Annotated in this window: 18 protein-coding genes; 9 read left to right on the top strand and 9 right to left on the bottom strand. The window is 49.9% G+C overall.

Translation table 11 applies throughout. The features are described 5' to 3' along the window. Positions 1–26 precede the first annotated feature (26 nt). Genes ACYVGO_RS28335 through ACYVGO_RS28325 form a run of 3 tightly spaced genes read right to left on the bottom strand, consistent with a single transcriptional unit; the run spans position 27 to position 2,789 of the window. Complete coding sequence (locus ACYVGO_RS28335; RefSeq protein ID WP_460972160.1) at positions 27–644, bottom strand: LutC/YkgG family protein; 618 nt, start codon at positions 642–644, stop codon at positions 27–29. Between the two features lie 13 nt (positions 645–657). Continuing rightward, the gene (locus tag ACYVGO_RS28330; protein ID WP_142774162.1) at positions 658–2,052 is read right to left on the bottom strand and encodes a lactate utilization protein B; all 1,395 of its coding nucleotides are present in this window, start codon (positions 2,050–2,052) and stop codon (positions 658–660) included. Next, the gene (locus tag ACYVGO_RS28325) at positions 2,052–2,789 is read right to left on the bottom strand and encodes a (Fe-S)-binding protein (protein ID WP_460972159.1); all 738 of its coding nucleotides are present in this window, start codon (positions 2,787–2,789) and stop codon (positions 2,052–2,054) included. Before ACYVGO_RS28325 ends, ACYVGO_RS28330 begins: the two co-directional genes overlap by 1 nt. A gap of 264 nt (positions 2,790–3,053) precedes the next feature. Here ACYVGO_RS28325 and ACYVGO_RS28320 point away from each other — a divergent pair, with 264 nt between their 5' ends. After that, the gene (locus ACYVGO_RS28320; protein WP_460972158.1) at positions 3,054–3,452 is read left to right on the top strand and encodes a T9SS type A sorting domain-containing protein; all 399 of its coding nucleotides are present in this window, start codon (positions 3,054–3,056) and stop codon (positions 3,450–3,452) included. 273 nt (positions 3,453–3,725) lie between these two features. Here the strand turns inward: ACYVGO_RS28320 and ACYVGO_RS28315 are convergent, their stop codons facing one another. After that, positions 3,726–4,487 (bottom strand): NUDIX hydrolase, encoded by a 762-nt coding sequence (locus ACYVGO_RS28315; protein WP_460972157.1) that lies wholly within the window; start codon positions 4,485–4,487, stop codon positions 3,726–3,728. A 508-nt stretch (positions 4,488–4,995) separates the two neighbouring features. On the opposite strand from ACYVGO_RS28315, the gene ACYVGO_RS28310 reads away from it, so the two are divergent. The 8 genes from ACYVGO_RS28310 (at position 4,996) to ACYVGO_RS28275 (ending at position 17,539) form a co-directional block, all read left to right on the top strand. Beyond that, complete coding sequence (locus ACYVGO_RS28310; protein ID WP_460972156.1) at positions 4,996–5,379, top strand: hypothetical protein; 384 nt, start codon at positions 4,996–4,998, stop codon at positions 5,377–5,379. A 152-nt stretch (positions 5,380–5,531) separates the two neighbouring features. Then, positions 5,532–6,338 carry an SDR family NAD(P)-dependent oxidoreductase gene (locus tag ACYVGO_RS28305; protein ID WP_460972155.1) on the top strand — a complete coding sequence of 269 codons (807 nt, stop codon included), beginning with the start codon at positions 5,532–5,534 and terminating at the stop codon, positions 6,336–6,338. Positions 6,339–6,341: 3 nt separating this feature from the next. Further along, the gene (locus ACYVGO_RS28300) at positions 6,342–8,774 is read left to right on the top strand and encodes a glycoside hydrolase family 2 TIM barrel-domain containing protein (RefSeq protein WP_460972154.1); all 2,433 of its coding nucleotides are present in this window, start codon (positions 6,342–6,344) and stop codon (positions 8,772–8,774) included. Positions 8,775–8,802: 28 nt separating this feature from the next. Continuing rightward, entirely contained in the window at positions 8,803–10,941 is a 2,139-nt protein-coding gene (locus tag ACYVGO_RS28295; RefSeq protein WP_460972153.1) for a beta-N-acetylhexosaminidase, read from the top strand. Positions 10,942–10,981: 40 nt separating this feature from the next. Continuing rightward, a complete protein-coding gene (locus ACYVGO_RS28290) occupies positions 10,982–13,117 on the top strand; it encodes a PKD domain-containing protein (protein WP_460972152.1) in 2,136 nt (711 codons plus the stop codon). 58 nt (positions 13,118–13,175) lie between these two features. Continuing rightward, entirely contained in the window at positions 13,176–15,944 is a 2,769-nt protein-coding gene (locus ACYVGO_RS28285; protein ID WP_460972151.1) for a family 78 glycoside hydrolase catalytic domain, read from the top strand. Between the two features lie 515 nt (positions 15,945–16,459). Continuing rightward, positions 16,460–17,035: an antitoxin Xre-like helix-turn-helix domain-containing protein gene (locus ACYVGO_RS28280; RefSeq protein ID WP_142774152.1), complete on the top strand. Its 576-nt coding sequence runs from the start codon at positions 16,460–16,462 to the stop codon at positions 17,033–17,035. A gap of 24 nt (positions 17,036–17,059) precedes the next feature. Continuing rightward, positions 17,060–17,539, top strand: coding sequence for an RES family NAD+ phosphorylase (locus tag ACYVGO_RS28275; protein ID WP_460972150.1), 480 nt, complete (start codon positions 17,060–17,062; stop codon positions 17,537–17,539). Positions 17,540–17,639: 100 nt separating this feature from the next. On the opposite strand, the gene ACYVGO_RS28270 is transcribed toward ACYVGO_RS28275, so the two are convergent. The 5 genes from ACYVGO_RS28270 to ACYVGO_RS28250 all read right to left on the bottom strand — a co-directional run bounded on the left by ACYVGO_RS28270 (position 17,640) and on the right by ACYVGO_RS28250 (position 22,507). After that, positions 17,640–18,470, bottom strand: a complete 831-nt coding sequence (locus tag ACYVGO_RS28270; RefSeq protein ID WP_460972149.1) for a sugar phosphate isomerase/epimerase family protein — start codon at positions 18,468–18,470, stop codon at positions 17,640–17,642. 109 nt (positions 18,471–18,579) lie between these two features. Continuing rightward, positions 18,580–18,882 (bottom strand): hypothetical protein, encoded by a 303-nt coding sequence (locus ACYVGO_RS28265; RefSeq protein ID WP_460972148.1) that lies wholly within the window; start codon positions 18,880–18,882, stop codon positions 18,580–18,582. A 5-nt stretch (positions 18,883–18,887) separates the two neighbouring features. Next, positions 18,888–19,829, bottom strand: a complete 942-nt coding sequence (locus ACYVGO_RS28260) for an ATP-grasp domain-containing protein (RefSeq protein WP_460972147.1) — start codon at positions 19,827–19,829, stop codon at positions 18,888–18,890. After that, the gene (locus tag ACYVGO_RS28255) at positions 19,826–20,611 is read right to left on the bottom strand and encodes a hypothetical protein (protein ID WP_460972146.1); all 786 of its coding nucleotides are present in this window, start codon (positions 20,609–20,611) and stop codon (positions 19,826–19,828) included. The genes ACYVGO_RS28260 and ACYVGO_RS28255 overlap by 4 nt, the downstream gene beginning before the upstream one ends. 57 nt (positions 20,612–20,668) lie before the next feature. Next, the gene (locus ACYVGO_RS28250) at positions 20,669–22,507 is read right to left on the bottom strand and encodes a M6 family metalloprotease domain-containing protein (RefSeq protein ID WP_460972145.1); all 1,839 of its coding nucleotides are present in this window, start codon (positions 22,505–22,507) and stop codon (positions 20,669–20,671) included. Between the last annotated feature and the right edge of the window lie 746 nt (positions 22,508–23,253).

Here is a 23,253-nt window from a genome sequence, read left to right as displayed (position 1 = left end):
GGTCGGGAGTCTGATTTGGCATAGCACTAGTTTATTCGTGACGAATCCGCTTTATCCGTTGCTTTCAGAATAAAGACGGTCATCGAGATTGGGCCGTGGGCGCCCAGCACCAGCGCCTGTTCAATATCCGCCGTTTTAGAAGGCCCACCAATAAAGGCGGCAAAGCCATAATCACCCGCCCCAATTTTCTGATAGGCTTTGTGTAGGGTCGGCACAATACGTTCGGCAGGTACCACTACAACCAGATGCTGGCAAATGTAGGGGATGATTCGTTGGCCCATCCGTTGTTCGGGTAGCCATACGGCTCCGTTTTCGGCTACAGCCAACTCTGCTTCAATCACGGCTACCTCTACATCATCAAACGTATGGGGATCAGCCTCTGGCGAGAGCAGTTCAAACGAATTGCCTAACTCGGGTAAGGTAGTGATAATACGCAGTGTCCCATCAAAGTTTTCCTGAATCAGGCTTGTGATCCTGGCTAGGCTTTCAGCTAAAAAGACGGTGCCACCGATGCTGGTGAATGTATCCGCGTATGTTGAAACAATATGCTGGTCGGCACCTTTAAAGGCACTGATACTAGGCAAAGGACTGGCTGGCGGCTGGTTCTTGATAACCGCGGCCAATATGCTTTCTCTCGTGTTCATTCAGTTTCGTTGATTAACGTTTCTCGGTGCCGTCCTTTGGCTCCTGTTTTGCATACCACTCACCAAACGATTCTTTTGGCGTATCAGGCATTTCACGTTGTTTGTACCAGGGGTTGAACTTATTGTTGACCGCAAACGGGATGTTATTCAATACCCATCGTCCCGCTTTTCCAATGGTTGTATAGGATGATGGCGATGAGAGTGTCCAGGCCATGGCTTTAATGCCCAGTACTTTTGTATTGGCGGCATAGCCTTCCTGAACAATCACTTGACGCCATTTATACAGTTGCTCATGAATGTTGATTTTTACCGGGCATACATTGGAGCAGGAACCACAGAGCGTCGACGCAAAGGGCAAATCCGCATGCTTTTTCATGTCGAGATTCGGCGCCAGAATCGCACCGATCGGTCCAGAAACGGTGTTGTGGTAGCTGAGACCGCCACTTTTTCGGTACACGGGGCAGGTGTTCATGCAGGCGCCACATCGGATGCATTTTAACGAATCCCGAAAATCGGCCCGGCCTAACTGGCGACTCCGACCATAATCGACCAGAATCAGGTGCATTTCCTGCCCTTTTCGCGGCTTTTTGAAATGGCTGGAATAAATGGTGATAGGTTGACCCGTGGCACTGCGGGCCAATAGTCGTAAGAATATACCCAGATGCTGTTTCTGGGGGATAATCTTTTCGAGCCCCATCGACGAAATCTGTACTTCGGATAAATGAGCGCCCATGTCGGCATTCCCCTCGTTGGTACACACGACGTACTCACCGGTTTCGGCCACGGCGAAGTTCACGCCCGTAAGGGCAGCCCGCCGGGTAATGAAGACTTTACGCAGGTGTCGGCGGGCAAATCGGGTCAGCGTTGTGGGATCGGATACCCCTTTTTCGGTACCCAGATGTTCATGGAAAATTTCGCCGATTTCTTCTTTTCGTTTATGAATACAGGGCAGAACGATGTGGCTCGGCGGTTCATTATCCAATTGCTGAATATATTCACCCAGATCAGAATTGATCACGTCAATTCCCCGCTCGATCAAATATTCGTTCAGATGGCATTCTTCCGTAAGCATGGATTTGCTCTTTACCATCTGTTCAATCCCTTTTTCTTTCAGAATACCATACACAATTGCATTGTGCTCTTCGGCATCGGCAGCCCAGTGAACGTTGATACCATTCTTGATAGCGTTGGCTTCAAATTCCAGTAAATAATCGTGCAGGTTGGACAGTACATTGCTTTTGATTTGGGAAGCTGCTTCCCGTAAGGCCTCCCATTCCGGTATGTTTTTGGCTGCCATGTCGCGTTTTTGCCGTATCCACCAAAGTGCTCCGTCGTGCCAGTCGACACGCTCTTCGTCTTTAATAAAGATCTCGGCTAAGGCAGCATGGTCGTTGACTAGTTTTTCCATTACAAGGTCGAGTTTAAAATTTGGGCAATATGTACGGCTTTAACGGTACTCTTGTTTCGCTGTAAAATTCCTTCGAGGTGCATCAGGCAGGAAAGGTCGACGGATGTGATGTATTCAGCCCCATGTCGTTCGTGATCAGAAACCCGGTCTTTGCCCATTTTTACCGATACGGCTTCTTCGGCCACGCAGAATGTTCCGCCGAAGCCGCAGCACTCGTCCGGGCGGTCCAGCGTAACCAGCTCCAGGCCGTCTACCATGTTTAATAACTGGACAGGTTTGGAGAAGGGTGCGGCATTTAGTTCGCTCATCTGAGCCAGATGCAGCCCGCGTAACCCGTGGCAACTCTGGTGGATACCCACTTTGTGCGGAAACCGTGCCTGTAGATTTTCCAGGTGCAGCACATCGGTCAAAAACTCAACAAGTTCATACGTTTTCGATCGGATGCTGTCTGCTCTGGCCGGATCGTTAACTGACTTGAGGTGTTCTTTTACGTGAAGCACACAACTAGCGGAAGGAGCCACGATATAGTCGAATTCCGAAAAGTTTTCTATGAAAAGGTTGTTGCACTCCTGCGTGAGGTGTTCAAAGCCTGAATTAGCCATAGGTTGGCCGCAGCAGGTTTGTTTGGGTGGATACACCACGCTTACCCCAAGCTTTTGCAGCAATTGCAGCGTAGCGATGGCTGCCTGCGGGTAAAACTGGTTTACATAGCAGGGTATAAATAGTCCGACAGTCATAGGAAAAAGTGATTGAATCAGCAGTAAGGGGCTCTTTCCTTATAAGGCGCTGGAAAGGCCGATTTACTAGAAAATAGTAGTAAGTAGTTTAAGTAGGGCGCATACGACCGTTTACTCAACCACCCTGTTTTTATTCCATTCATCCCGGGGGTCAACCGTTCCGGTAGTTTGTTATGCATAGTACCATCTATAACCCATACCTTTGACACATCAATCGGGAAGAACCCGACTCAATTTTAACGCAAACAACAACTACATAAAGTCATGAAATCCCTCATCAAACCACTGCTCATTGCCGTTACCCTTAGTGCCGTTACGCTTTCTACTTCCTTTGCTGCCGTTAACCCTGGTAGCCGCCCAGCAGCCGTTGCTGCCTATAAAGCCGGTATTTATTCAACTGTAGAAGGTAAGCTGAACATTGCCCTTGATAAAGAAACGACGGGTAAAGTAGACATCAAACTGAAGGGTACATCCGGTAAGGTTCTATTTGTTCAACATCTGGGTAAGAACGAAAAAACAGCGCGCATCCGCTTAAATCTTAGTGAGCTGGAAGATGGTGCCTACCAGGTAGAAATCACGAACGGTGTTGATGTAACAACCCATACTGTCACGCTGTCGACCACCCAGCCCAGCGCCCCGAATCGTCTGATCGCGGTCAACTAATTTTAGATAGCCCCATACTGCAAACGCCACGCTCCTGAGTGTGGCGTTTGCAGTATGGGGCTATTGCGCTCATTCACGACTGTCTAGTTCCAGTTGCAATGGGAGGTTTTCGTGGACGCTTTTTACAATCTATAAAAATAAATCAAATCACTCATTGTCAATAGAATATATGCCCAGATCTACCAGTTAAACTCCCCTTTTATTGAACGGAAAGCTCGATTGTGGATTCAAGAGGATTCATCCAGTAATATGAGATATTGTAACTATTTTTAATTAAAAAATAGAATTGATCGTCTGCTTAGTTGTTCTCACTTTAGGAAGTCGGTATAAGTAAGGTGCTTTGTTAGCCGCCCCGGTAAATTTCTTCTCCAAACGCTCTAATCCATTGATCTCTAATATCTTTTTCTGGAAGTTATTCCGGGCTAACGGCTTTTCTAAAAGTGCTTCGTAGAGTTCCTGCGCTTCTTTCATCGTAAAGGTTTCGGGTAACAGATTAAACACATCCAGTTTTCGATCAAGATTGATGAGTAGGGTTTCGTGGGCATTAACAACCGTTTCCCCGTGGTCCATAATCAGGGGCGGTAAGGCTTTGACATTATACCAGTCAACGGATTGATCAATGTCATGCTTTTGCGGAACGACCCGGTTAATATCAACCAGGGCGTAGTAACCAATGGAGATAAATCGCTGGGTAAACCATTCATACTCTTGCTTTTTGCGCTGTTTGGCGTCCAGCTTTTCGGGGTTAAGTTCAATTAACCGATCCAGGAAAGCCTGACTGTTGCGACTCGCTTTTCCTCGCACCTGAAACTGTTCGAGATAAATGTGTTTCAGCCCAGTCCGGTCTTCTAAGATTCGAGCAGCCGCTGCGTCAATATCCTCTTCTTGGTAGACAAATCCACTCGGCAGGGCCCAAAAATCACCGGTAAAGTAAAGTTTAGGAAGTAACACTTTTAGCTGCCCGTTCTGGTAGCCAAAAATGACGCAGTCAATTGACACCTGTTGAATGTAGCCTTGTTCACTGAGCGATTCCATATGCATTGATTATACCTCCTTCAGAGAAGGCAAAATTAGCTAGTTAATAAAACGTACTCTGCATAAACCTCAGGGTTGTGGTGCAGATTGCAGGGGAAGCGTCTTTCACCTTCAATCTAACCGAAACCAAGGGAGGCCTATGTCGGATTTAAAAGCTTCCCTGAAGGCCCGTTGCCATTGGTAGCTCAAGCATCATCCGTATCAAAAGTGGGGTTTCGAAGCTTAAATAAGGTATTGTTCCACAAAGATAGATGAATTAAAAATTTATTGTCTAAAAAATTAGACAATAAGAAAATTTCTTTTTTACCTTTGTAAAGTCACTTTTCAAATTCTATACCGCGATGCCTCTGAATGGTTTGGCTCTTGCTAGTTTGTCCGCAGTAGGTTAGGTCTTTTTGGTGACGAATCTCAAAATGGTTAAGCATTCGGTGGCATCCAGGCAAGCAAGGCGATTTTAAAAACTTCATTTAAACCACAAATTGGCAACAGCCAGTATATAAGTCAAACCATGAAAACAGCCAGTTTCATTCTCGTCCTTCTTCTATCAGCCATCACCTTTGGCTACGCGCAGACTACGGCACCGGCACCTGCTGATTTTTTTGCCGGCAAATGGGAAATCACCATTATTGGTACCCCGGCAGGAGATGCTAAAATGGTGACTAATCTGGTCCGAAAAGACGGTAAACTGACGGGCGAACTAACTGACCCAACGGGAGTTCGACCTGTTACCCCGATTAGCAAGGTGGAAGAAGGTACCGATAAGATTACCCTTTCATTCGAAAGCCCGCAGGCAGGGGAGGTTTCCATCGAGCTTGCCAAAGCGGATGCCGACCATTTGAAAGGGCAGCTCATGAATATGTTTGAGGCTACCGCCGTTCGGGCTAAACAGTAACCGGCTTTATTCGGAATAATAAGATCGAATCAAAGGCCGCTACTAAGCCCTAGGGAAACAACCCCGGGCTTAGTAGCGGACAGTCGTACCGAGTTGATCAGTCCATTTACTGCTTGTCCAGCAAAGAATTTGATCGCCGAATAAATTATCAAATGCAACTAACTACCAAAACGTTTGTGGTAACAGGTGCTGGCAGCGGTATTGGTCGCGAACTGGCTCTACAACTCCTTAAAAAAGGAGCCAGGGTGGCTGCCGTGGATATCAATTCCACGAGCCTGCAACAAACTGGTCAACTGGCTAAGGTGGGGGAGGATCAGTTCAAATCGTTTACGCTTGATGTGACCGATAAGCAGCAAGTGACCGCCTTTCCAGAGTTGGCCATTCAGCACTTCGGTGCAGTAGACGGTCTGATCAACAATGCGGGGATTATACAGCTGTTCAAGCCAGTACAGGATTTGTCCACGGCCGAAATTGACCGCGTTTTTGGGGTCAATTTCTTTGGTACGCTCTATTTGACCCAGGCCTTTTTAACGCACTTTTTAGGCCGCCCCGAAGCGCACATCACGAATGTGTCGAGCATGGGCGGCTTTTTACCCGTACCCGGCCAGACCCTGTATGGAGCCGCCAAAGCCGCCGTTAAGCTCCTGACCGAAGGCTTATATGCTGAGTTGATTGGCACGAACGTTCGGGTAACGGTTGTTTTTCCTGGTGCCATTGCGACCAATATTAGCGAGAATTCGGGCTTAGGCAAACCTAAGTCTAAAGCGGCCGGGGAGTCTAAGCTAAAGCCGCTGTCGGCTGGCGAGGCCGCCCGGCAAATCCTGGCCGGTATTGAAACGAATCAGTTTCGGGTGGTTGTGGGAAAGGATGCTCGCTTCCTGGACTGGCTGTATCGGTTGAATCCCCGGTATGCGACCCTATTCATTCAAAAGAAAATGAAAGCCCTTCGAACGTCCTAATCCATGAAACGAACGCGATTACTCGTTACGATCTTTTGCTGCCTTAGCTTCGCTCTGAACACCGTTGCGCAGCAGGCCAGACTGGTTCCCTTCGATGCCAACTGGCGTTTTGAAAAAGGTGATCTTATCGGAGCTGAAGCAGTAACGTATAGGGATGATCGTTGGCGTAAAGTAGACTTGCCGCACGATTGGAGCGTTGAAGACCTGCCGAATCAACTGCCCGATAGCATCAGCGGGCCGTTTTCCAGGGCTAGTATCGGCGGAACGGCCACTGGTTTTACAGTCGGTGGAACGGGCTGGTACCGGAAAAAATTTAGAGTGTCTAAAACGGGTCAGGCTGAAAAGGTTTCCATTTATTTCGATGGGGTCTATATGAATTCGGATGTATGGCTGAACGGACATCACCTGGGTAACCATCCTTATGGCTACACGGGTTTTTACTATGATCTGACTCCCTTTCTCAAACCTGTCGGTGGGGAAAATGTATTGGCTGTCCGGGTACGTAATGAAGGCAAGAATTCGCGCTGGTACCCAGGATCGGGCATTTATCGCCACGTGTGGCTTTTACAAACAGGCCCAGTTCATATAGCTCCCTGGGGTCTAGCCATCACCACGCCGGACGTAGCTGACGATAAGGCAACTATCACGCTGAAAACTACGATCAATAATGGGTTATCATCCGGGCGAACGATTCAGGTAGTGACTACTCTGATTTCACCCACCGGAAAGACCGTTGGCAGCGCGCAGCATTCCCTGACCCTATCAGGTAATGGATCGGGTGAACAGACGCAATGCATTATGGTTTCCCAGCCTGCTGTATGGTCCGTAAATTCGCCCCAACTATACAAAGCCATTACCGTACTCAGGGAAGCGGACGGACACGTTTTAGACAAGGTAGAAACCCCGTTTGGCATTCGCAGTATTCAACTGGATGCGGAAGGTGGTCTACGGGTCAATGGCAAACGTGTGCTGCTGAAGGGAGGCTGTATTCACCACGACAACGGTCCCTTAGGCGCGGCTGCCATCGACCGGGCCGAAGAGCGTAAGATTGAACTCTTAAAGTCAACTGGTTTTAATGCCGTCCGGCTTAGCCACAATCCACCCTCTCAGACATTGCTGGATGCCTGCGACCGGCTGGGCATGCTGGTCATTGACGAAGCCTTCGACATGTGGGAGCGTGCCAAAAATCCCCAGGATTACAGCGTTTATTTCAAGAACTGGTGGCAGCGGGATTTGGAGGCTATGGTGCTTCGGGACCGCAACCATCCCTCCGTGATTATATGGAGTATCGGCAACGAAATTTCTGAACGGGCAGATGCTTCGGGGTTACGAATAGCTAAATCGTTGCGCGATGCCGTGCGTCGGCTGGATACCACGCGTGCGGTGACTCAGGCGGTCAATTTGTTCTGGGACCATCCTGGTTATAAGTGGGATACGACAGCGGCTACGTTTGCCCTGCTGGATGTAGGCGGTTATAATTACCAGCTATCCGAATACGAGCGGGATCATCAGAAACATCCGACGCGCATCATGTTGGGCACTGAGTCGTACCCCCGACTGGCCCTGGAAAACTGGAACATGGTCGAGAAACACCCCTATGTCATTGGTGACTTTGTGTGGACGGCCATGGATTACCTGGGCGAAGCTTCCATTGGTCACACTAAGCTGGACAAAGCAAAGAAGTTTAGTGTGTTTTTAGGCTGGCCCTGGTTCAACGGGTACTGCGGTGATCTCGACTTGATTGGCAACAAAAAACCTCAATCCTACTACCGGGATGTTGTTTGGCGAAACAGCCCCATCACCATGGCCGTTCATGCGCCCATTCCCGAGGGTATGGTCGAAAATGTCAGTATCTGGGGATGGCCTGATGAGCAGCAAAGCTGGAGCTGGGCGGGGGCCGAGGGGAAGCCCTTCCAGGTACGTATATTTTCCAGAGCTCCCCTGGTTCGGTTGCTGCTCAACGGCAAGGTTGTTGGCGAACAGAAAGTGCCAGAAGGCAAAATAACCGCCGTGTTCAACGTGCCTTATCAACCAGGTGTGCTTAGGGCGGTCAATGTGGTGGAAGGTAAAGAAACCGACGCCACTGAGTTCCAAACGGTGGGCACTCCCAGCCGCCTTCGTCTGGTGGCTGATCGGACAAGGCTTAAAGGCCAAAATGACTTAGCGTATGTGATGGTGGAAGTAACCGATGAGCGGGGACAAGTGGTACCCAATGCCGAACTGCCTATTCAGTTTTCCATCAGCGGAGCTGGCCAGATTGCCGGTGTCGGTAGTGGGAATCCAACCGATGTCGCCAGCTTTCAACGCCCGGAGCGCAAAACCTGGCGCGGCAAATGCCTGGTCATTGTCCGTCCAACCGGAAAGGCAGGGTCCATCTCGTTGCAGGCAACGGCCACCGGCTTGACGGCGGCAAAGGTTATTTTATCTACCGACTAACGTCATTCAAAACACAAGGCAACTATTCATGAAAGGACACCTTTCGTTTCTGACCGGATTACTCGTTCTGTCGGTAGCCCTCCAGACTCTAGGGCAATCGACTAGCACCCTTGCACAACCGGCATCGGAGCAGACGTTTAATCTAATGCCTTACCCCCGGAGCCTACAGGGGGGCAGTGGTAAACTACGACTTACCGCAGCGTTCTCTATCCAACTTTCCGGTGCGGCAACTGACCAGACGCTGGATGCAGCCACAAATCGGTTTCTGAGAAAACTCAACGCCCGAACGTTGGTCTATGTTGAACAGCAGCGTGTTGTCCTGAACAATCAGTCCGGTGAGCCACTACTGGCTATAGAGGTCAATCGGCAGGCCAGTCCCTCCATCGGTGGCGACGAGTCGTACCAACTCACGATTGATGGTACAAAAGCTTCGTTGTCTGCGCCAACCACCCTCGGCGCTCTTCGGGGACTGGAGACGGTTCTGCAACTGGTTAAAGCGGATGAGAAGGGCTATTATCTACCCGAAGTGAGCATCAGTGATTCGCCACGCTACCCCTGGCGAGGTATGATGGTCGACGTAGCCCGGCATTTTCTACCCCTTGATATCCTCAAAAGAAACATCGATGCCATGGCCACGGTGAAGCTGAATGTGCTTCATCTGCATTTGTCCGACGACGAAGGATTCCGGGTAGAATCCAGGGTGTTTCCCAAATTACAGGAACTGGGGGCGAACGGACAGTACTACTCGCAAGCCGAACTAAAAGAGCTAATCCGTTACGCAGCCGATCGGGGCATCCTGGTTTATCCTGAATTTGACCTGCCGGGACATAGCACCAGTTGGTTTGCCGGTTACCCGGAACTGGCCAGCGCTCCGGGCCCCTATACCCCTGGTCACCGGTACAAGATAAAGCCGGGCGCGTCCAGGGGAGAGGCCATTGCGACGATTATGAAATCGGCTACCCCGACGATTGATCCTACAGAGGAGTCGACGTATAAATTTCTGGATAAGTTTATTGCCGAGATGACCACCGTTTTTCCGGCACCGTATCTGCACATTGGCGCGGATGAAAATAACGGGGCCGCCTGGAAAAACAACCCTCAGATCGTGCAGTTCATGAAGCAGAAAGGGTTCAACGAGGTGCATCAGCTGCAAGCCTATTTTGTCAACCGGATGCATGCCCTTCTCAAAAAACACCACCGGACAACAGTTGGCTGGGAAGAACTCTACGGGGCTGATTTACCCAAGGATGTGGTGGTTCAGGTATGGGGTGCACTCGGTGGCAAACGGCCTTCACCCCTGGAAATCGCCCAACAAGGCAATCCGGTGCTTATCTCCAAGGGCTTTTACCTGGATTATTTTTACCCGGCCTATTTTCATTATCTAAATGCAAATCTTCCCTCCGCTACCGATCCCAACGTGCTGGGCGGAGAAGCTGCCCTTTGGGCCGAAGTGGTTGATGAAAATAGCTTTGAAACCAGAGCCTGGCCCCGAACCGCGGCCGTAGCCGAACGGCTGTGGTCACCCGCCACGGTCATCGATGTCGATGCGATGTATCGCCGGTTGTTTATCCTCAGTGAGCAATTGCAGGCAGGGGGCTTGAATCATCAGCTAAATACGGAGCGACTACTGGCGAGCCTGTGCAACGGGCAGGACCCTCAACAGCCGCTTCAACTGCTACAAACGCTGGCACCGGCCCGAGGCTTCGGCCGAATTATGACCCAGTTTACGGCCCCGGTAGCAACCAAGTATCAAAGCGTCCCCCTGGTAGATCTGCCGGATTTAATCAGCCCGGATTCAAAAGCCGCCTGGCAGTTTCGGAAGGCGGTAGACACCTATCTTAAGACGAAAGATCCTATAGTCAAAATGACCCTGACCAATCAGCTTATGGCCTGGAAAGAAGCGGCTGAACACATTCCATCGCTCGTGCCGACAGCACCCAATCTGACCCTGTTGGCGACGTATGGGGCCAAAATTGCACAAGCGACCCAAATTGGCTTACAGGTGCTGGAACAGTCACCCAATGAAACAGACAAAGCCGCCCTGCTGCAAACCCTTAAGGGCCTGAAGGGTAAAGGGGATACCCTGGAGATGTTAATACTACCTGAGATTCAGGCGCTGGTAAGTGGCACACTGACTACCTTGCCCATGAACTTCGGCTCTTTCTGAGTCGTGAATAATGATACGATCATTCCAAAAAACAATAGCTATGATGAGGTTAACGCGTTCTATTTTCTTCCTGGGTCTGTTGTTGGGGCCATTCATGAAGGGGCAGGCACAAAGCAGCCTGGTCCCCCTGAGCCAGGAGATGGCCAGTAAATTTTCAACCAGGGACACGCTGTTTAAAGCGCCGTATGTGGATGTGGATGAGTGGCGGGATAAACCCGTGCGGCACCGCTACGTGCATGGTGGTTTTAAAAACACCGGCACCCGTTTCTCGTTTTATTTTCCGTCAAAAGAAGGCTACCAAGGGCGTTTCTTTCAACTCCACACGCCTTTTCCCGACAATGAAAACCTGGCGCAAAACGATAATCGAGAGGATAATATCATCGGTTTTTCCGTTGCCAGCGGAGCCTATTTTATTGAAACGAACGGCGGAGGAAAAACAGACTTTTCGAAACCCAGCTTTGGCAACGACCCAACGATTGGCGCTTACCGGGCCAATGCCGCTGCTGCCCAATTTTCCCGGGTGGTGGCGATGCAACTTTTGGGGGGCAAGCGTCCGTATGGCTACGCATTTGGGGGTAGCGGAGGGGCGTACCGAACCGTTGGTGGTATTGAAAATACTGAAGGGGTTTGGGATGGTGTTGTCCCGATTGTTATGGGTTCACCCATGGCGCTTCCCAACGTCTTTACAGCTCGCATGCATGCCATGCGAATCTTGAAAGACAAGTTCCCCCAAATTATTGATGCTCTGGAGCCCGGTGGTAGCGGGGATATGTATGCCGGGCTGAACGAAGAAGAAAAAGAAGCGCTTCGGGAAGTGACAAAGATGGGTTTTCCTCCCCAAGCCTGGTTTGCCTATAAAACTATGGGTATCCATGGGTTTGTTGCCTTGTATCAGGCGATGACCCTGATGGACGCCCCCTATTTCAAGGAAGATTTCTGGAAAAAACCGGGGCATCTGGGTGCCAATCCACCGGCTTCGCTGCTAAAAGCCCGCCTACAGCAAGTGAGTACCATAAAGAGTGTCATTGGGATTGACCAGGCCGTAACGCTCGGTTTAACAGAACCCATGTCACCGCAGGATCGCGGCTCCATAGACCAGGCCTGGAAAAGCTTGGGTGAAAAAGAGGGCACCATGCCAGCTGGTTACCAGTTGGTAAATACGCTGCCTGAGGTTGGTTTTTTGGGTGGTGATTTACTGATAAAGAGTGGTGCAGCGAAGGGAAAGACTTTACAACTGGCAAAAATCGCCGGGGATAAGGTGGTTCTGGGGCCTGCTGACGCGTCTACACTAGCCCTGATCAAACCAGGCGATACGGTACAAGTTGACAATTCTAATTTCCTGGCGGCCCAAACTTACCACCGGCATCAGGTGCCCCTGTCGAGGGACGAATATCCCGAGTGGGATCAGTTTCGCGATGCCGCCGGAAAACCAACCTATCCGCAGCGGCCCATGCTATTAGGACCTCTGTTTACCATGGGCGCATCCGGGGTGGTGCCTACTGGCAAGTTTACCGGCAAAATGATTGTGCTGGAGTCGCTTTGGGATAGTGAAGCGTTTCCCTGGCAGGCAGACTGGTACCGCAACCGGGTAAAGGCAAATCTGGGTGCTAAAGCGGATGACAACTTCCGCCTTTGGTACACGGACCATGCCAATCATGCCGATGCGCAGCGCTTTGATCAAACCAAGATTGTTAGCTATGAGGGCGTCTTTCAGCAGGCCATGCGTGACCTGACGGCCTGGGTAGAAAAAGGCATAGCGCCCCCACCCAGTACGTCCTACAAAATCGAAGATGGCCAAGTGATCGTTCCCGCTAAAGCCTCCGATCGCAAGGGAATCCAGCCCGTTGTTTCGGTAAAGGCAAATGGAGCTGAACGGGCTGATGTTCGCCAGGGGCAACCCGTAACGTTTACTGCCGTAGCCGATCTGCCACCCAACACGGGAAAAATTATTTCCGCCGAATGGGACTTCGACGGGGCAGGTACTTTCCCGGTTAAGGGCAAGATCATACCGTCAGGAAACACAGGTTCGTCGGTGAGCTTAAAAACGGCCTATACGTTTTCTAAGGCAGGAACGTATTTCCCGACGCTCCGGGTGACTTCGCAACGGCAGGGAGACGCAAAGACGCCGTTTGGGCGCATCATCAATCTCGGACGGGTTCGGGTCGTGGTTAAATAATCGGCCCTACAACGCCATTCAGAACCGATACGTAGACGCTCTTTTTACCCGCTATTTGATGAGAAACCGTTTTTCTTTTTTGCCGCTGTTCCTTCTTTTTGTTGTTTCGGGCTTTGCCCAAACGAAGGTAGCCAACATGGTTACTGAACATCTGGTTAACTCGATTGGGCTGGGAACGGCGCAACCCCGCTTTAGCTGGCAACTGGTCAGCGAGGGGCGAAGTGTACGACAAACCGCTTATGAAATCCGGGTGGGCCTTAACGCGTCGCCCGCCACTTCCGGAAAGGGATTGGTTTGGCAAACCGGGAAAGTAACGGCTGATTCGTCTATCAACGTATCCTATCAGGGCAGTCCGCTGCAATCGGGTAAACGCTACTATTGGCAGGTACGGGTGTGGGACAATTCGGGCAAAGCCTCAGCCTGGAGTACCCCCGCTTTTTTCCAAATGGCGTTTTTGACCCTTTCCGACTGGAAGGCCAACTGGATTGAACCTGGTTTTAAAGAAGACAGCCTGCAGTCATCTCCCCTGTTTCGGAAAGAGTTCAGCAGCCCGAAAGTCATCAAATCAGCGACAGCCTACATTACCGCCCATGGGTTGTACGAAGCCCAGATCAATGGCAAACGGGTAGGAGATGCCTACCTGACACCCGGCTGGACCAGCTATGGAAAACGACTTCAGTATCAGGTGTATGATGTGACGGATCTGGTAAAGCAGGGGCGTAATGCAATCGGGGTTACCCTGGCCAGTGGCTGGTACCGGGGCAATCTCACCTGGGATATGAAACGCAATGTGTACGGAACCGATATTGCGCTGCTGTTTCAACTGGACATTACGTATGCGGATGGAACCGTAGAAAGCATCTCATCGGATAAAAGCTGGAAATCATCGACTGCCGAAATCCGCTTCTCAGACATCTATCACGGGGAAACCGTCGATGCCCGAAAACAAAAGCGGGGCTGGGCTACAGCTGGCTACAACGACCAGGACTGGCCCGGCGTAACGGTGGCCAGCCACCCCATGAATGTTTTGATACCAACGGTGAATGAACCGGTGAAGAAACACGAAATGATTAAACCGGTAAACATCTTCACCACGCCGAAAGGGGAACAAGTGGTTGATTTTGGGCAAAATCTGGTGGGTTGGGTGATTCTACGGGTGAAGGGTAAAGCTGGCGATACCATCCGGCTCAATCATGCCGAGGTGCTCGACAAGCAGGGAAACGTGTACACGGAAAACCTGCGCTATGCCAGAGCAGAAGATCGCTACGTGCTGGCGGGAGCGGGTGAAGAAATGCTGGAGCCCCGCTTTACCTTTCATGGCTTTCGGTATGTTCACGTGCGGGGGTATCCGGGCGAATTAAAGCCCGAGTCGATTACGGCAGTTGCGCTGTATTCTGACATGTTGCCAACCGGCACGTTTACTTCGTCTAACCCGCTCATCAATCAACTGCAACACAACATTGAATGGGGGCAGAAAGGCAATTTTCTGGACGTACCTACCGACTGTCCCCAACGCGACGAGCGCCTGGGGTGGACTGGCGATGCGCAGGTATTTTTCCGCACCGCCACCTTCAACATGAACGTGCAAAATTTCTTTGCCAAGTGGCTTAAAGACCTTGTGGCTGATCAGTTGCCCAGTGGAAAAGTGCCGGATGTCATTCCCAATGCCCTGGCTTACCCCAATGGCGGGGCCACGGGCTGGTCGGATGCCGCCACGATTGTTCCCTGGAACATGTACCTAGCTTATGGCGACAAACGGTTACTAGCCCAGCAGTATCCCAGCATGAAAGCCTGGGTGCAGTTTATGAGTGATTCGAGTCGAAATTATTTATGGAATAAAGGCTATCACTACGGAGACTGGCTTTCGTACATGCAGGATAATGACTTGCAGGGCCGTTCGGCTATCACGGATAAGTACCTGATTGCGCAGTGTTTTTATGCCCATTCCACCCAATTGCTAATTAATACGGCCAACGTATTGGGTCAGGTAGAGGATGCCAAAAAGTACACTGAATTGCTGGCACACCTAAAAGACGCCTTTGTTCGGGAATACGTGACGGGCAACGGTCGCCTGGCTTCCAATACGCAAACGGCCTATGTGCTGGCCCTGCACTTCGATATGTTGCCGGAATCGGTACGAGAACAGGCGGTCGAGCGATTAGTGGAAAACATCTGGAGTTATGATAATCACATTACAACCGGCTTTTTGGGTACACCCTACATTTGCCATGTGCTCTCCCGCTTTGGGAAAACCGATGTGGCTTACGACCTGCTGCTGCAACAGACCTTCCCTTCCTGGCTCTACCCGGTCAAGATGGGAGCTACCACCATTTGGGAGCGCTGGAATGGCATACGGCCCGACGGTAGTTTTGAGCCAGCGTCCATGAACTCCTTCAACCACTATGCCTACGGGGCCATCGGCGACTGGCTATATCGGCAGATGGTGGGATTAGATACCGACGAAACAGGCGTTGGCTATAAGAAAATCAACATTAAACCCCACGTGGGTGGTGGCTTCACCTATGCTGCGGCAAGCTACCAAACGCCATACGGCAAGGTAAGCACCAGATGGAAGATAGAGAACGGTAAATTGTTACTGGATGCCGAGATCCCAGCCAACACAACAGCAACTATTTATATCCCAACCAATACCGCTGATGCGGTATTGGAGAACGGCAAGAAGCTTTCTCCTGGCAAAGATGTTCAGATTGGAAATATCGAGAAGGGCTACCTGATGGTAAACGTTGGTTCGGGCAAATACAGCTTTAGCACGAACTGGACCAAAGACACGCCAAAGAAAGAACAAGCCCAAAGGGTAGAGAAATAAGGCACGTAGTAGCCAATTCATCACGTAACTTACAAATAGCCTGTCAGCAGAGCCAATTCGACCATACCAAGCAACGCTATTCAAACTGGCACTACGCAATGAGATAGGTTAAGCCCTCTTGTTTAAAGGGATATAGCCTTGACTTGCTTCAGGCACATAAACAAATGGTTCATAAAATGGCTCTCTGAGTTTTTTGCCCGAATTGTATTCCAGTAGAGTAGCAAAAACAACCAATAGGGCTGCCCATGCGGAGTACGGATTGATTTAATGAGTTGACTGATTAGACGTGATTATTGAGTCTTGTCCTGAATTTATTCGGACGTTTAAGTGGACGATTTCTGAGCAGGAGAGCGGGTATTTACGCCCTGAATTCAGTTTATACCTGTCAACTCTATTTCGTAGTATACGCGCCAGAAATTACTACCTGGATTTCTAATGAAGTTCTTGCGGACTAAGGTCTCCTGAAATTTGTTTTGAAATAATTCAGTTATATTCATGCAAAACTTCATAGAACTATGGTGACGCCATCCATAAAGCAGTCTGGTCTTGGCTGGGGCTTTTCAACCACTGATCTAATTCTACAGGCTCGTCAGAAGTTACCCCGTAGCCGGGTCGACGAAGTAGCCCTATTAGGAGGTTTAACCAAAAAGCAGATGGCGCTTGTTTTGGGGATCACCGAACGGAATTTATATAATCATCATCAAGGGGAATTATCCGTTCCACTTTCTGAACGGCTATTATTACTGGAGAAATTATTTCAGCACGGACTGGCTATCTTTGATGGGCACCGGGAGGGATTTTACAACTGGCTTCGTACACCCTTAGCTGAGTTGGCAACGCCTGAGGTAGGTTTTGCTCCCCCTGTAACAGACTATGTCCCCCGCCCCATGGCCGAGATGGGTACGAAGCAAGCGCCCACCGACCTGTCGGCGGCCGCGCAGGCCCGTCGGGAGCGATTGGCCAATCCTGGCGTAGTTGCCAGAGAATCTATGCCGCCTTATCCGACTCCTTTATCGTTACTGGATACGGTGACTGGGTGTAAACTGGTTGATAATGTCTTTACCCGCATCGAGTCCGGGGTATTTAGCTAAGTCCGGTAGCAACAAGGAATTGGTGTGGAAGTCTATCGCATTCTAAAAGAGCCTTATTGGCATGATCCGTTATCGGTGATTGGGGCCGAGATGGCCGGTGGACGTTGGAATCCATCGGGTATAGGTATTCTCTATACAGCTACTTCACCAGCTTTAGCGTTGCTGGAAACGTTAGTTCATTTCCCTAAAATACCCTATGACCAGCTTCCTGCCTTGCGCATCTTCACGTTACAAATTCCAGACGGTGAGGTCCGATGGATATATCCTGAATTGTTGCCCGATGAGTGGGCTTACCCAACGGCTTTACCCTTAACGCAGTCAATTTTTGCGGAGTGGCTGCAAAGTCCACTTGACCTGGGAATAGGCGTACCGTCAGCGGTTATGGATATCTCTCACAATGTGCTATTGCATCCCAAACACCGCCTATATCAGGACATAACTATTTTGGGTAGTCAAGATCTGATTCTGAATCAGCGCTTATGGAACAATCCAACCACCTATTGAGGGCAACTATAGAATTCAATGGGATGATTACCTAAACGATTTTTACGTAGAAAAGGGGATAAATGACTGTCAACCCTACCTGTAACATGTAACATACGGTTTATCGACCCAGGACTTTTGTTGCGCCAAAACTAGTGGTTAAACTAGGCCATACTGAGGGGTGGAAATGGCCGTCCTGCTCCACGATGGAGTACTGTAAACCTGCTTGTTTGGCGTGTTTAAAGAGCCGTTTATAATCAATACTTCCTTTCCCAACCTCTGTATTGGCCGTACGATCCTGCTTGTCCATATCCTTGACATGCCAGATGGGAAAACGACCCGGATAGTTCTGAATGTACGTCAGAGGGTCAATATTCATACGGGCAAACCAGTAGAGCTCCATCTCCATGATCATCAGCTTGGGATCAATCTGTTTCAGAAACAACTCATAGGGCACAACGCCATCGAAGGTTTCAAAGTCGTACCCATGATTGTGATAGCCGAACTGAACGCCGTGTTTTTTACATAACTCACCTAACCGGGTATATTCATCCACCGCCCGCTTGGTCGTTTCCAGATCAGTCAGTTTGTTATACGGAACGATCATGTACTTGAGTCCTATTTCGGCGGCTTGTGTGATCGAGGTTTCGGCCGTTTTACCCAGGTTAAAGTGACTGGCAAAAAGCGTCATTCCCAGATCATGGGCTATTTTGGTAAACTCAGCGGGTTTCAGACCAAAATATATGCCTTTGTCGCCCTGGTAGGATTCGAGTAAGGTATAGCCAATGGCAGCTAATTGTTTGAGCGTTCCAACGGGGTCCTGATTCATCCACTCCCGAACGGTGTAGAGCTGAATACCAATCGGGTAATTACCCAGGGCCTGGGCAGAGCTAAAGGGGAGTCCGGCTGCCAGTGACCCGGCTGCGACAAGAAAATTTCGACGTGAAAGCATGCAAAGAGAACCAGAAGTATAGTATCTATTGGCCAAAGCCAGTGAAGGCCGCATTCCTACCCGTTACAAGGGCGTAGTATTAAAAGGCAATAGGGTAGGAGCAAACACATCATTCATTCAGTACGTGGAGGCTTCCTGGCTGGGCATACAATCGGCCACTGGCTGTTATGTGCAGAATAAGCTCAACCGCCTGCCCAGGTGTAATCGTAATCGTAGTGTCTGCCAGATCGGCTGTTGGTACATAGACCCGAGCTTTGGTAAGTGCTTTAGGCGAAATGAGATCCGCAATCCCTTCAAGGCTACTCGTTTGTTGAATGGACAGGGTCATTTCGCCGAAATTATCCGTAGCACTTTCGGCAGAAAAGGTCTTGATAATACCCCGGACTCGTGTCCAGTTTTCGATGATTTGCATAGACTTTACCGGGCAGTACCCGTAGAAAGGTAACGGACAATAGCATCTGAAATAGGTAACCCGGCCTCATGTTGAAAATAAGTATAACCGGGCGACGGATTTACTTCAAAACAATAGTATTCACCTGAATCGGTCTGGAAAAGATCAATTCCACACAGTGGTAAATTTAGTTGTTTCGATAGTGCAAAGCACTGTTTTTGCACACGTTCAGGTAACTCAACCGGATACATCGTTGTTTGCCCTCCGGCTGAATGAGCATACCGATAGTCAACGTTTGTGCTGCTGATATGAGCTGAAAAAAGCTGATCTCCCACAACATGCACCCGAATATTGTGCCCTTGCAGGCAGGCCTGAAACTGTGTTGGTAATGCCGACAGGTGGTTCAGGCGGGTCCGATAGCTTGCGTCGAGTACTTTTACAATTGACCGGGTCGAACTGATCGACTTAAAAATTAGGGAACCCTGTTCTTCTTCAAACGCGTTAACGGCGGCTGGCTGATTGGTGATCAGAGTAGCTGGAACTCCCAAGCCCACCTCCCGAATTGTTGCGAGCTGATAGGGTTTTGAAAAATTCGAGCCCATCGCTTCGGGTCGATTCATGACCCGCACCGGCAGAAAGTCCGTAAGCTGGCTAAACACGGTATTGATAAAAAAACGTCGCTGCTTCATATCGGGCGTGAGCGAATGACGTGTACCGTTAACATACGTATCGGGGAAGGTTTCCGGTGGCATCATGCGTACATAAATCCCATCGAGTGCCATCAGGTCGATCCACTGTCCGGCAATGCATAAATCAGCCTTAAGACAATTGTTCGTTAGACTAGTGTGCAATTCATAATGACCCGCATCCCGCTGGTTGAACACGGCAAAATCAATGCCTAAGGCTTCTGCGCTTTCAATAACCTGCGCCGTAGGATCTTCGGAGACAATACCCGCAATGAGAATCATAGTACATGGTCAATAAGGGTAGTAGACGTGGCGTAGTGGATAAGGTACTGGGCCAGCGCCGATAACTCATCCGGGGTTCGTAGTACAACCTGTGTCTGGTAATCGGTTGCCTTCCAGTCGCCCTGAACTGTACGGATAAAGTAGACCTGAAGCAAGTCGGAACCAAGATCGGCCTGTAACTGATGAATAGCGGGCTTGAACCTACCTGCCAATGAACCCGTCAGACTTTTCCCCGTTGCCAGCACCGAGTCGGACTGTATAGAAAGGGGCTCCTGTTGCCATTTCCCCGTCCGATTATCAAGCTGGCCCTGTTGAGAAAGTGATCGATCCATTGTTGATACCGATAAGTTGGTTACGGGTAGGCCGGCCTGCGCCAATTGGTAGAGTCGTAGTAAGGGATTGGCGGAACTGGCCGCTAGTGAGGTTGGGAGTAGCGCGCCAACCAGTGCCGATCCCAGATGGCGAAGCCACCCGGCTATCATAGCGTGCCATTCTGCCTGAGCATAGTCCGTGTCTGCCTGATGGCGAAAAGCGGCTGATTGCAGGTACGATAGGCGCGAATACACCGTATCGACCGTATCAGATGACAATACCCGCCCATCGGCCAGGACAATGCGCCACTCAGAAGTTGCCGTCGAGAGCGAAATCTGCCAGTCGGGTGCCGTAATCAGGTCCAGATCGGTGACAAACTCAACCCGTAACGGGCTCTGCTGCCGGATATAGTTAGCTAAAGCCAAAGCGATTGTGTCCTGGCTCTGAGCAAGAATGACGAGTGTCTGCATAGGTTAATGAGTTCGCTAGGCGTAGCCGACACGTGCGGCTACGCCTAGCGAACTCAGTTAGAGCGTGTCAGGTACTTTCGAATCCAACGTCCGTTTACTGTCTGCATCCAGCTCAGGGTCAACGGCTGCCTGGTCGGTTTCCTGTCGGTAGGCTCCATTGATCAAGTCGGGACGTAACGACTGGCTGATAAAGGGTTCCAGCGCATTCATCCGATTCTCGAGAGCCGATACACGCCCCAGCACGTCGGGCGTGCCAGTTCCTAAACCAAATCCTCCTCCCTGTTCTGCCAATTTCCCTTCGGTCAATTTGCCATCGCCGGGCTTCTCAAAGTTTTCCTTGACTGGCTTATCGAATTGCGGTTTCTCAAGTATCAGATCTTTTTGCTCTTTGGCGAATTCCTTTTCTTTTATCAACTCCTTTCGTTCTTTGGCCAGCTCCTTATCCTTGACTACGTCTTTATCCTTTACTTCTTTTATAAGCACTTTACAACGAACCTGAAACTGCGCCGACATGGTGGCCGCCGAATCGCTGATTGATGTAATGGCAACGCAGGTACTCGAGCCTGCATACGAATTTGAGTTCGGCGTACTGGAGTTAGTAAATGAGCGATTGTTCGACGAGCCAGGATAAGGATCACCCGCGTCGCCCCGGTTAAATCCATTAATCTTCTCAAGATCACGAAGACCATCGGCCTGCATCAGCGCCACTTTGTAATGGGCTTCATTGGTATTATCGGCAACCGCATCATCGATATGCCAGATCAGCAAACCACCCTGGGGAAGATGATCATCAAAACCGGTTTTCTGGCGGTTTTCAACCAGAAAATACTCACTGCCTGCTCCCCCGGTTTTCCAGAGCCGATTCACCCGAAAGCTGGACTTTACGTCGGGAATGCTGACCAGGCCATTGGAGGTCTGATTCACCACCGTCACCCAGCCCTGCTGAACCTTGCACCAGGCTGATGGATGGGCAGGTCGGTTACCACCTCCATTCCAGCTACCACCTGCCATGAGGCACCAGTTCCCAATACCTTCGCTGGCGTTTATTTCATCTGTATCATACAGGTCTGGAAAGCCGAACAGCAGATGCCCCAGTTCGTGGGCACATACCCCTAATTTACAGTCTTCCGGAACGGTCAGGTAGGCGTAGATACTTTTGCCATCGGCAGCATAAACACTGGGCAATACCCATTTATGCGACCATATATCTGTAAGTGCCGTTGTTTCTTCGGCTCCACGCCCAGCGTGAATGACAATGAACGCGTCGACGAAACCGTTGCCATCATTATCATAACTGCCAAAATTAATGAGAGGATTTGCCAATTGAGCTGCCTCCTGCGCCATTGTACGGGCATTGGGCAAGACGTTCCCTCTGCCCGATGCACCGTGTGCGTAGTAAGACATTGGGTGTGAAAGCGTAACCGGGCCAATTACCTGGCCCTGAATGTCGACGGCATTGTTCGACACCTCGCGGTAATACTCACGTAGGCTACCCGTAGGCACAACACCCAACGAGAAGAACAAATTGGTATAATGACTGACTGGCTGCGTAATTGCGCGATCCGAAAAGTTGACTAACACAACAGCCACACGGACCGCTCCCCGTAACGGAGCACGGTCTGCTGCCGCATTGCTGGCTATGGATGCAGTTGTACCTAACGGAAAGAGCGTGCCCGGAAAGATCAGCCCATCGTCGAGACCAACCGCTTTCGTTTGCCTGAAGGCAATATTTGCCGCAAATGGACTGTCTCGCTTTTGAAGTTTATCCAGTTCCTTTTTAATTTTTTCCTGTGCTTCAGGCGAGGGAGGGACGAGCATGCATGACTCGTTAACGAGGGCCGGTACACCTGAAACCGATTGCATATCGGCTACGACAGGTTTTGTTTTCTTGTTCATGATTTACTGGTTTTACTGGTACGGAATAGACTATATTGAACATCAATACAAACCTACAAATACCTATAACGCCAGTAAACCGGAGTTATACGGATTGTGCTAAGTAAAAATACTCATATTTTTACCTGATATTGTCCAGTAAAAATAGGGGGATAACCACCGTAAATCCTGCAACGTTTGCCCTATAAACGCCACGACCTACAGGCACATATACTTGGTTACCCAGCTAACGGTTTGATCTTGTAGCCATATATTTTCGCAGAAAAGGTTCAGATGACGTTGCGCACAAGGCCTCATGATCAACGTGGGAACCCCTTGGTTATTGATGAATTTTGCCGATTCGATCGAGCCAGAGAGCCATTTGGGCTAGGGTGGAGGTAGACACCCCAAGTAGTAAGTAGCGACTCACTGTTGCCAACTGATCAGGTTGGAACAACCGTTTCTAAAAAACAGCTCGAATTAGAGGTTTAACTGAACGGTAGTATACCCAAAAGAGGGATAACGATGAACGAGAGCCGTTTTAGTCACTAGTAACCCTAATTCGTAGCATACACATCCGAGTAGGTTGACAGACGAGCGAGGCTTATTGATCCCGTTCAGTAACTAGTATCCTGCTATTTTCGGGTGTTAATAGTTTTAATGGCTGAACAGATGATAATTGGTAAAAATAATGTGATTATATTCCGCTTTGAGTAAGCAAAACGGAATATAATCACATTATCTACCAATTACGGTAACGTGCTTCT

The sequence above is a fragment of the Spirosoma migulaei genome, assembly GCF_054776855.1.
This window is presented reverse-complemented; position numbering and strand designations above follow the sequence as displayed.

Bases quoted from the DNA above. Each gene is read 5' to 3' on its own strand.
- ACYVGO_RS28335 (WP_460972160.1), bottom strand. From the start codon at position 644: ATGAACACGAGAGAAAGCATATTGGCCGCGGTTATCAAGAACCAGCCG.
- ACYVGO_RS28330 (WP_142774162.1), bottom strand. From the start codon at position 2,052: ATGGAAAAACTAGTCAACGACCATGCTGCCTTAGCCGAGATCTTTATT.
- ACYVGO_RS28325 (WP_460972159.1), bottom strand. From the start codon at position 2,789: ATGACTGTCGGACTATTTATACCCTGCTATGTAAACCAGTTTTACCCG.
- ACYVGO_RS28320 (WP_460972158.1), top strand. From the start codon at position 3,054: ATGAAATCCCTCATCAAACCACTGCTCATTGCCGTTACCCTTAGTGCC.
- ACYVGO_RS28315 (WP_460972157.1), bottom strand. From the start codon at position 4,487: ATGGAATCGCTCAGTGAACAAGGCTACATTCAACAGGTGTCAATTGAC.
- ACYVGO_RS28310 (WP_460972156.1), top strand. From the start codon at position 4,996: ATGAAAACAGCCAGTTTCATTCTCGTCCTTCTTCTATCAGCCATCACC.
- ACYVGO_RS28305 (WP_460972155.1), top strand. From the start codon at position 5,532: ATGCAACTAACTACCAAAACGTTTGTGGTAACAGGTGCTGGCAGCGGT.
- ACYVGO_RS28300 (WP_460972154.1), top strand. From the start codon at position 6,342: ATGAAACGAACGCGATTACTCGTTACGATCTTTTGCTGCCTTAGCTTC.
- ACYVGO_RS28295 (WP_460972153.1), top strand. From the start codon at position 8,803: ATGAAAGGACACCTTTCGTTTCTGACCGGATTACTCGTTCTGTCGGTA.
- ACYVGO_RS28290 (WP_460972152.1), top strand. From the start codon at position 10,982: ATGATGAGGTTAACGCGTTCTATTTTCTTCCTGGGTCTGTTGTTGGGG.
- ACYVGO_RS28285 (WP_460972151.1), top strand. From the start codon at position 13,176: ATGAGAAACCGTTTTTCTTTTTTGCCGCTGTTCCTTCTTTTTGTTGTT.
- ACYVGO_RS28280 (WP_142774152.1), top strand. From the start codon at position 16,460: ATGGTGACGCCATCCATAAAGCAGTCTGGTCTTGGCTGGGGCTTTTCA.
- ACYVGO_RS28270 (WP_460972149.1), bottom strand. From the start codon at position 18,470: ATGCTTTCACGTCGAAATTTTCTTGTCGCAGCCGGGTCACTGGCAGCC.
- ACYVGO_RS28265 (WP_460972148.1), bottom strand. From the start codon at position 18,882: ATGCAAATCATCGAAAACTGGACACGAGTCCGGGGTATTATCAAGACC.
- ACYVGO_RS28260 (WP_460972147.1), bottom strand. From the start codon at position 19,829: ATGATTCTCATTGCGGGTATTGTCTCCGAAGATCCTACGGCGCAGGTT.
- ACYVGO_RS28255 (WP_460972146.1), bottom strand. From the start codon at position 20,611: ATGCAGACACTCGTCATTCTTGCTCAGAGCCAGGACACAATCGCTTTG.
- ACYVGO_RS28250 (WP_460972145.1), bottom strand. From the start codon at position 22,507: ATGAACAAGAAAACAAAACCTGTCGTAGCCGATATGCAATCGGTTTCA.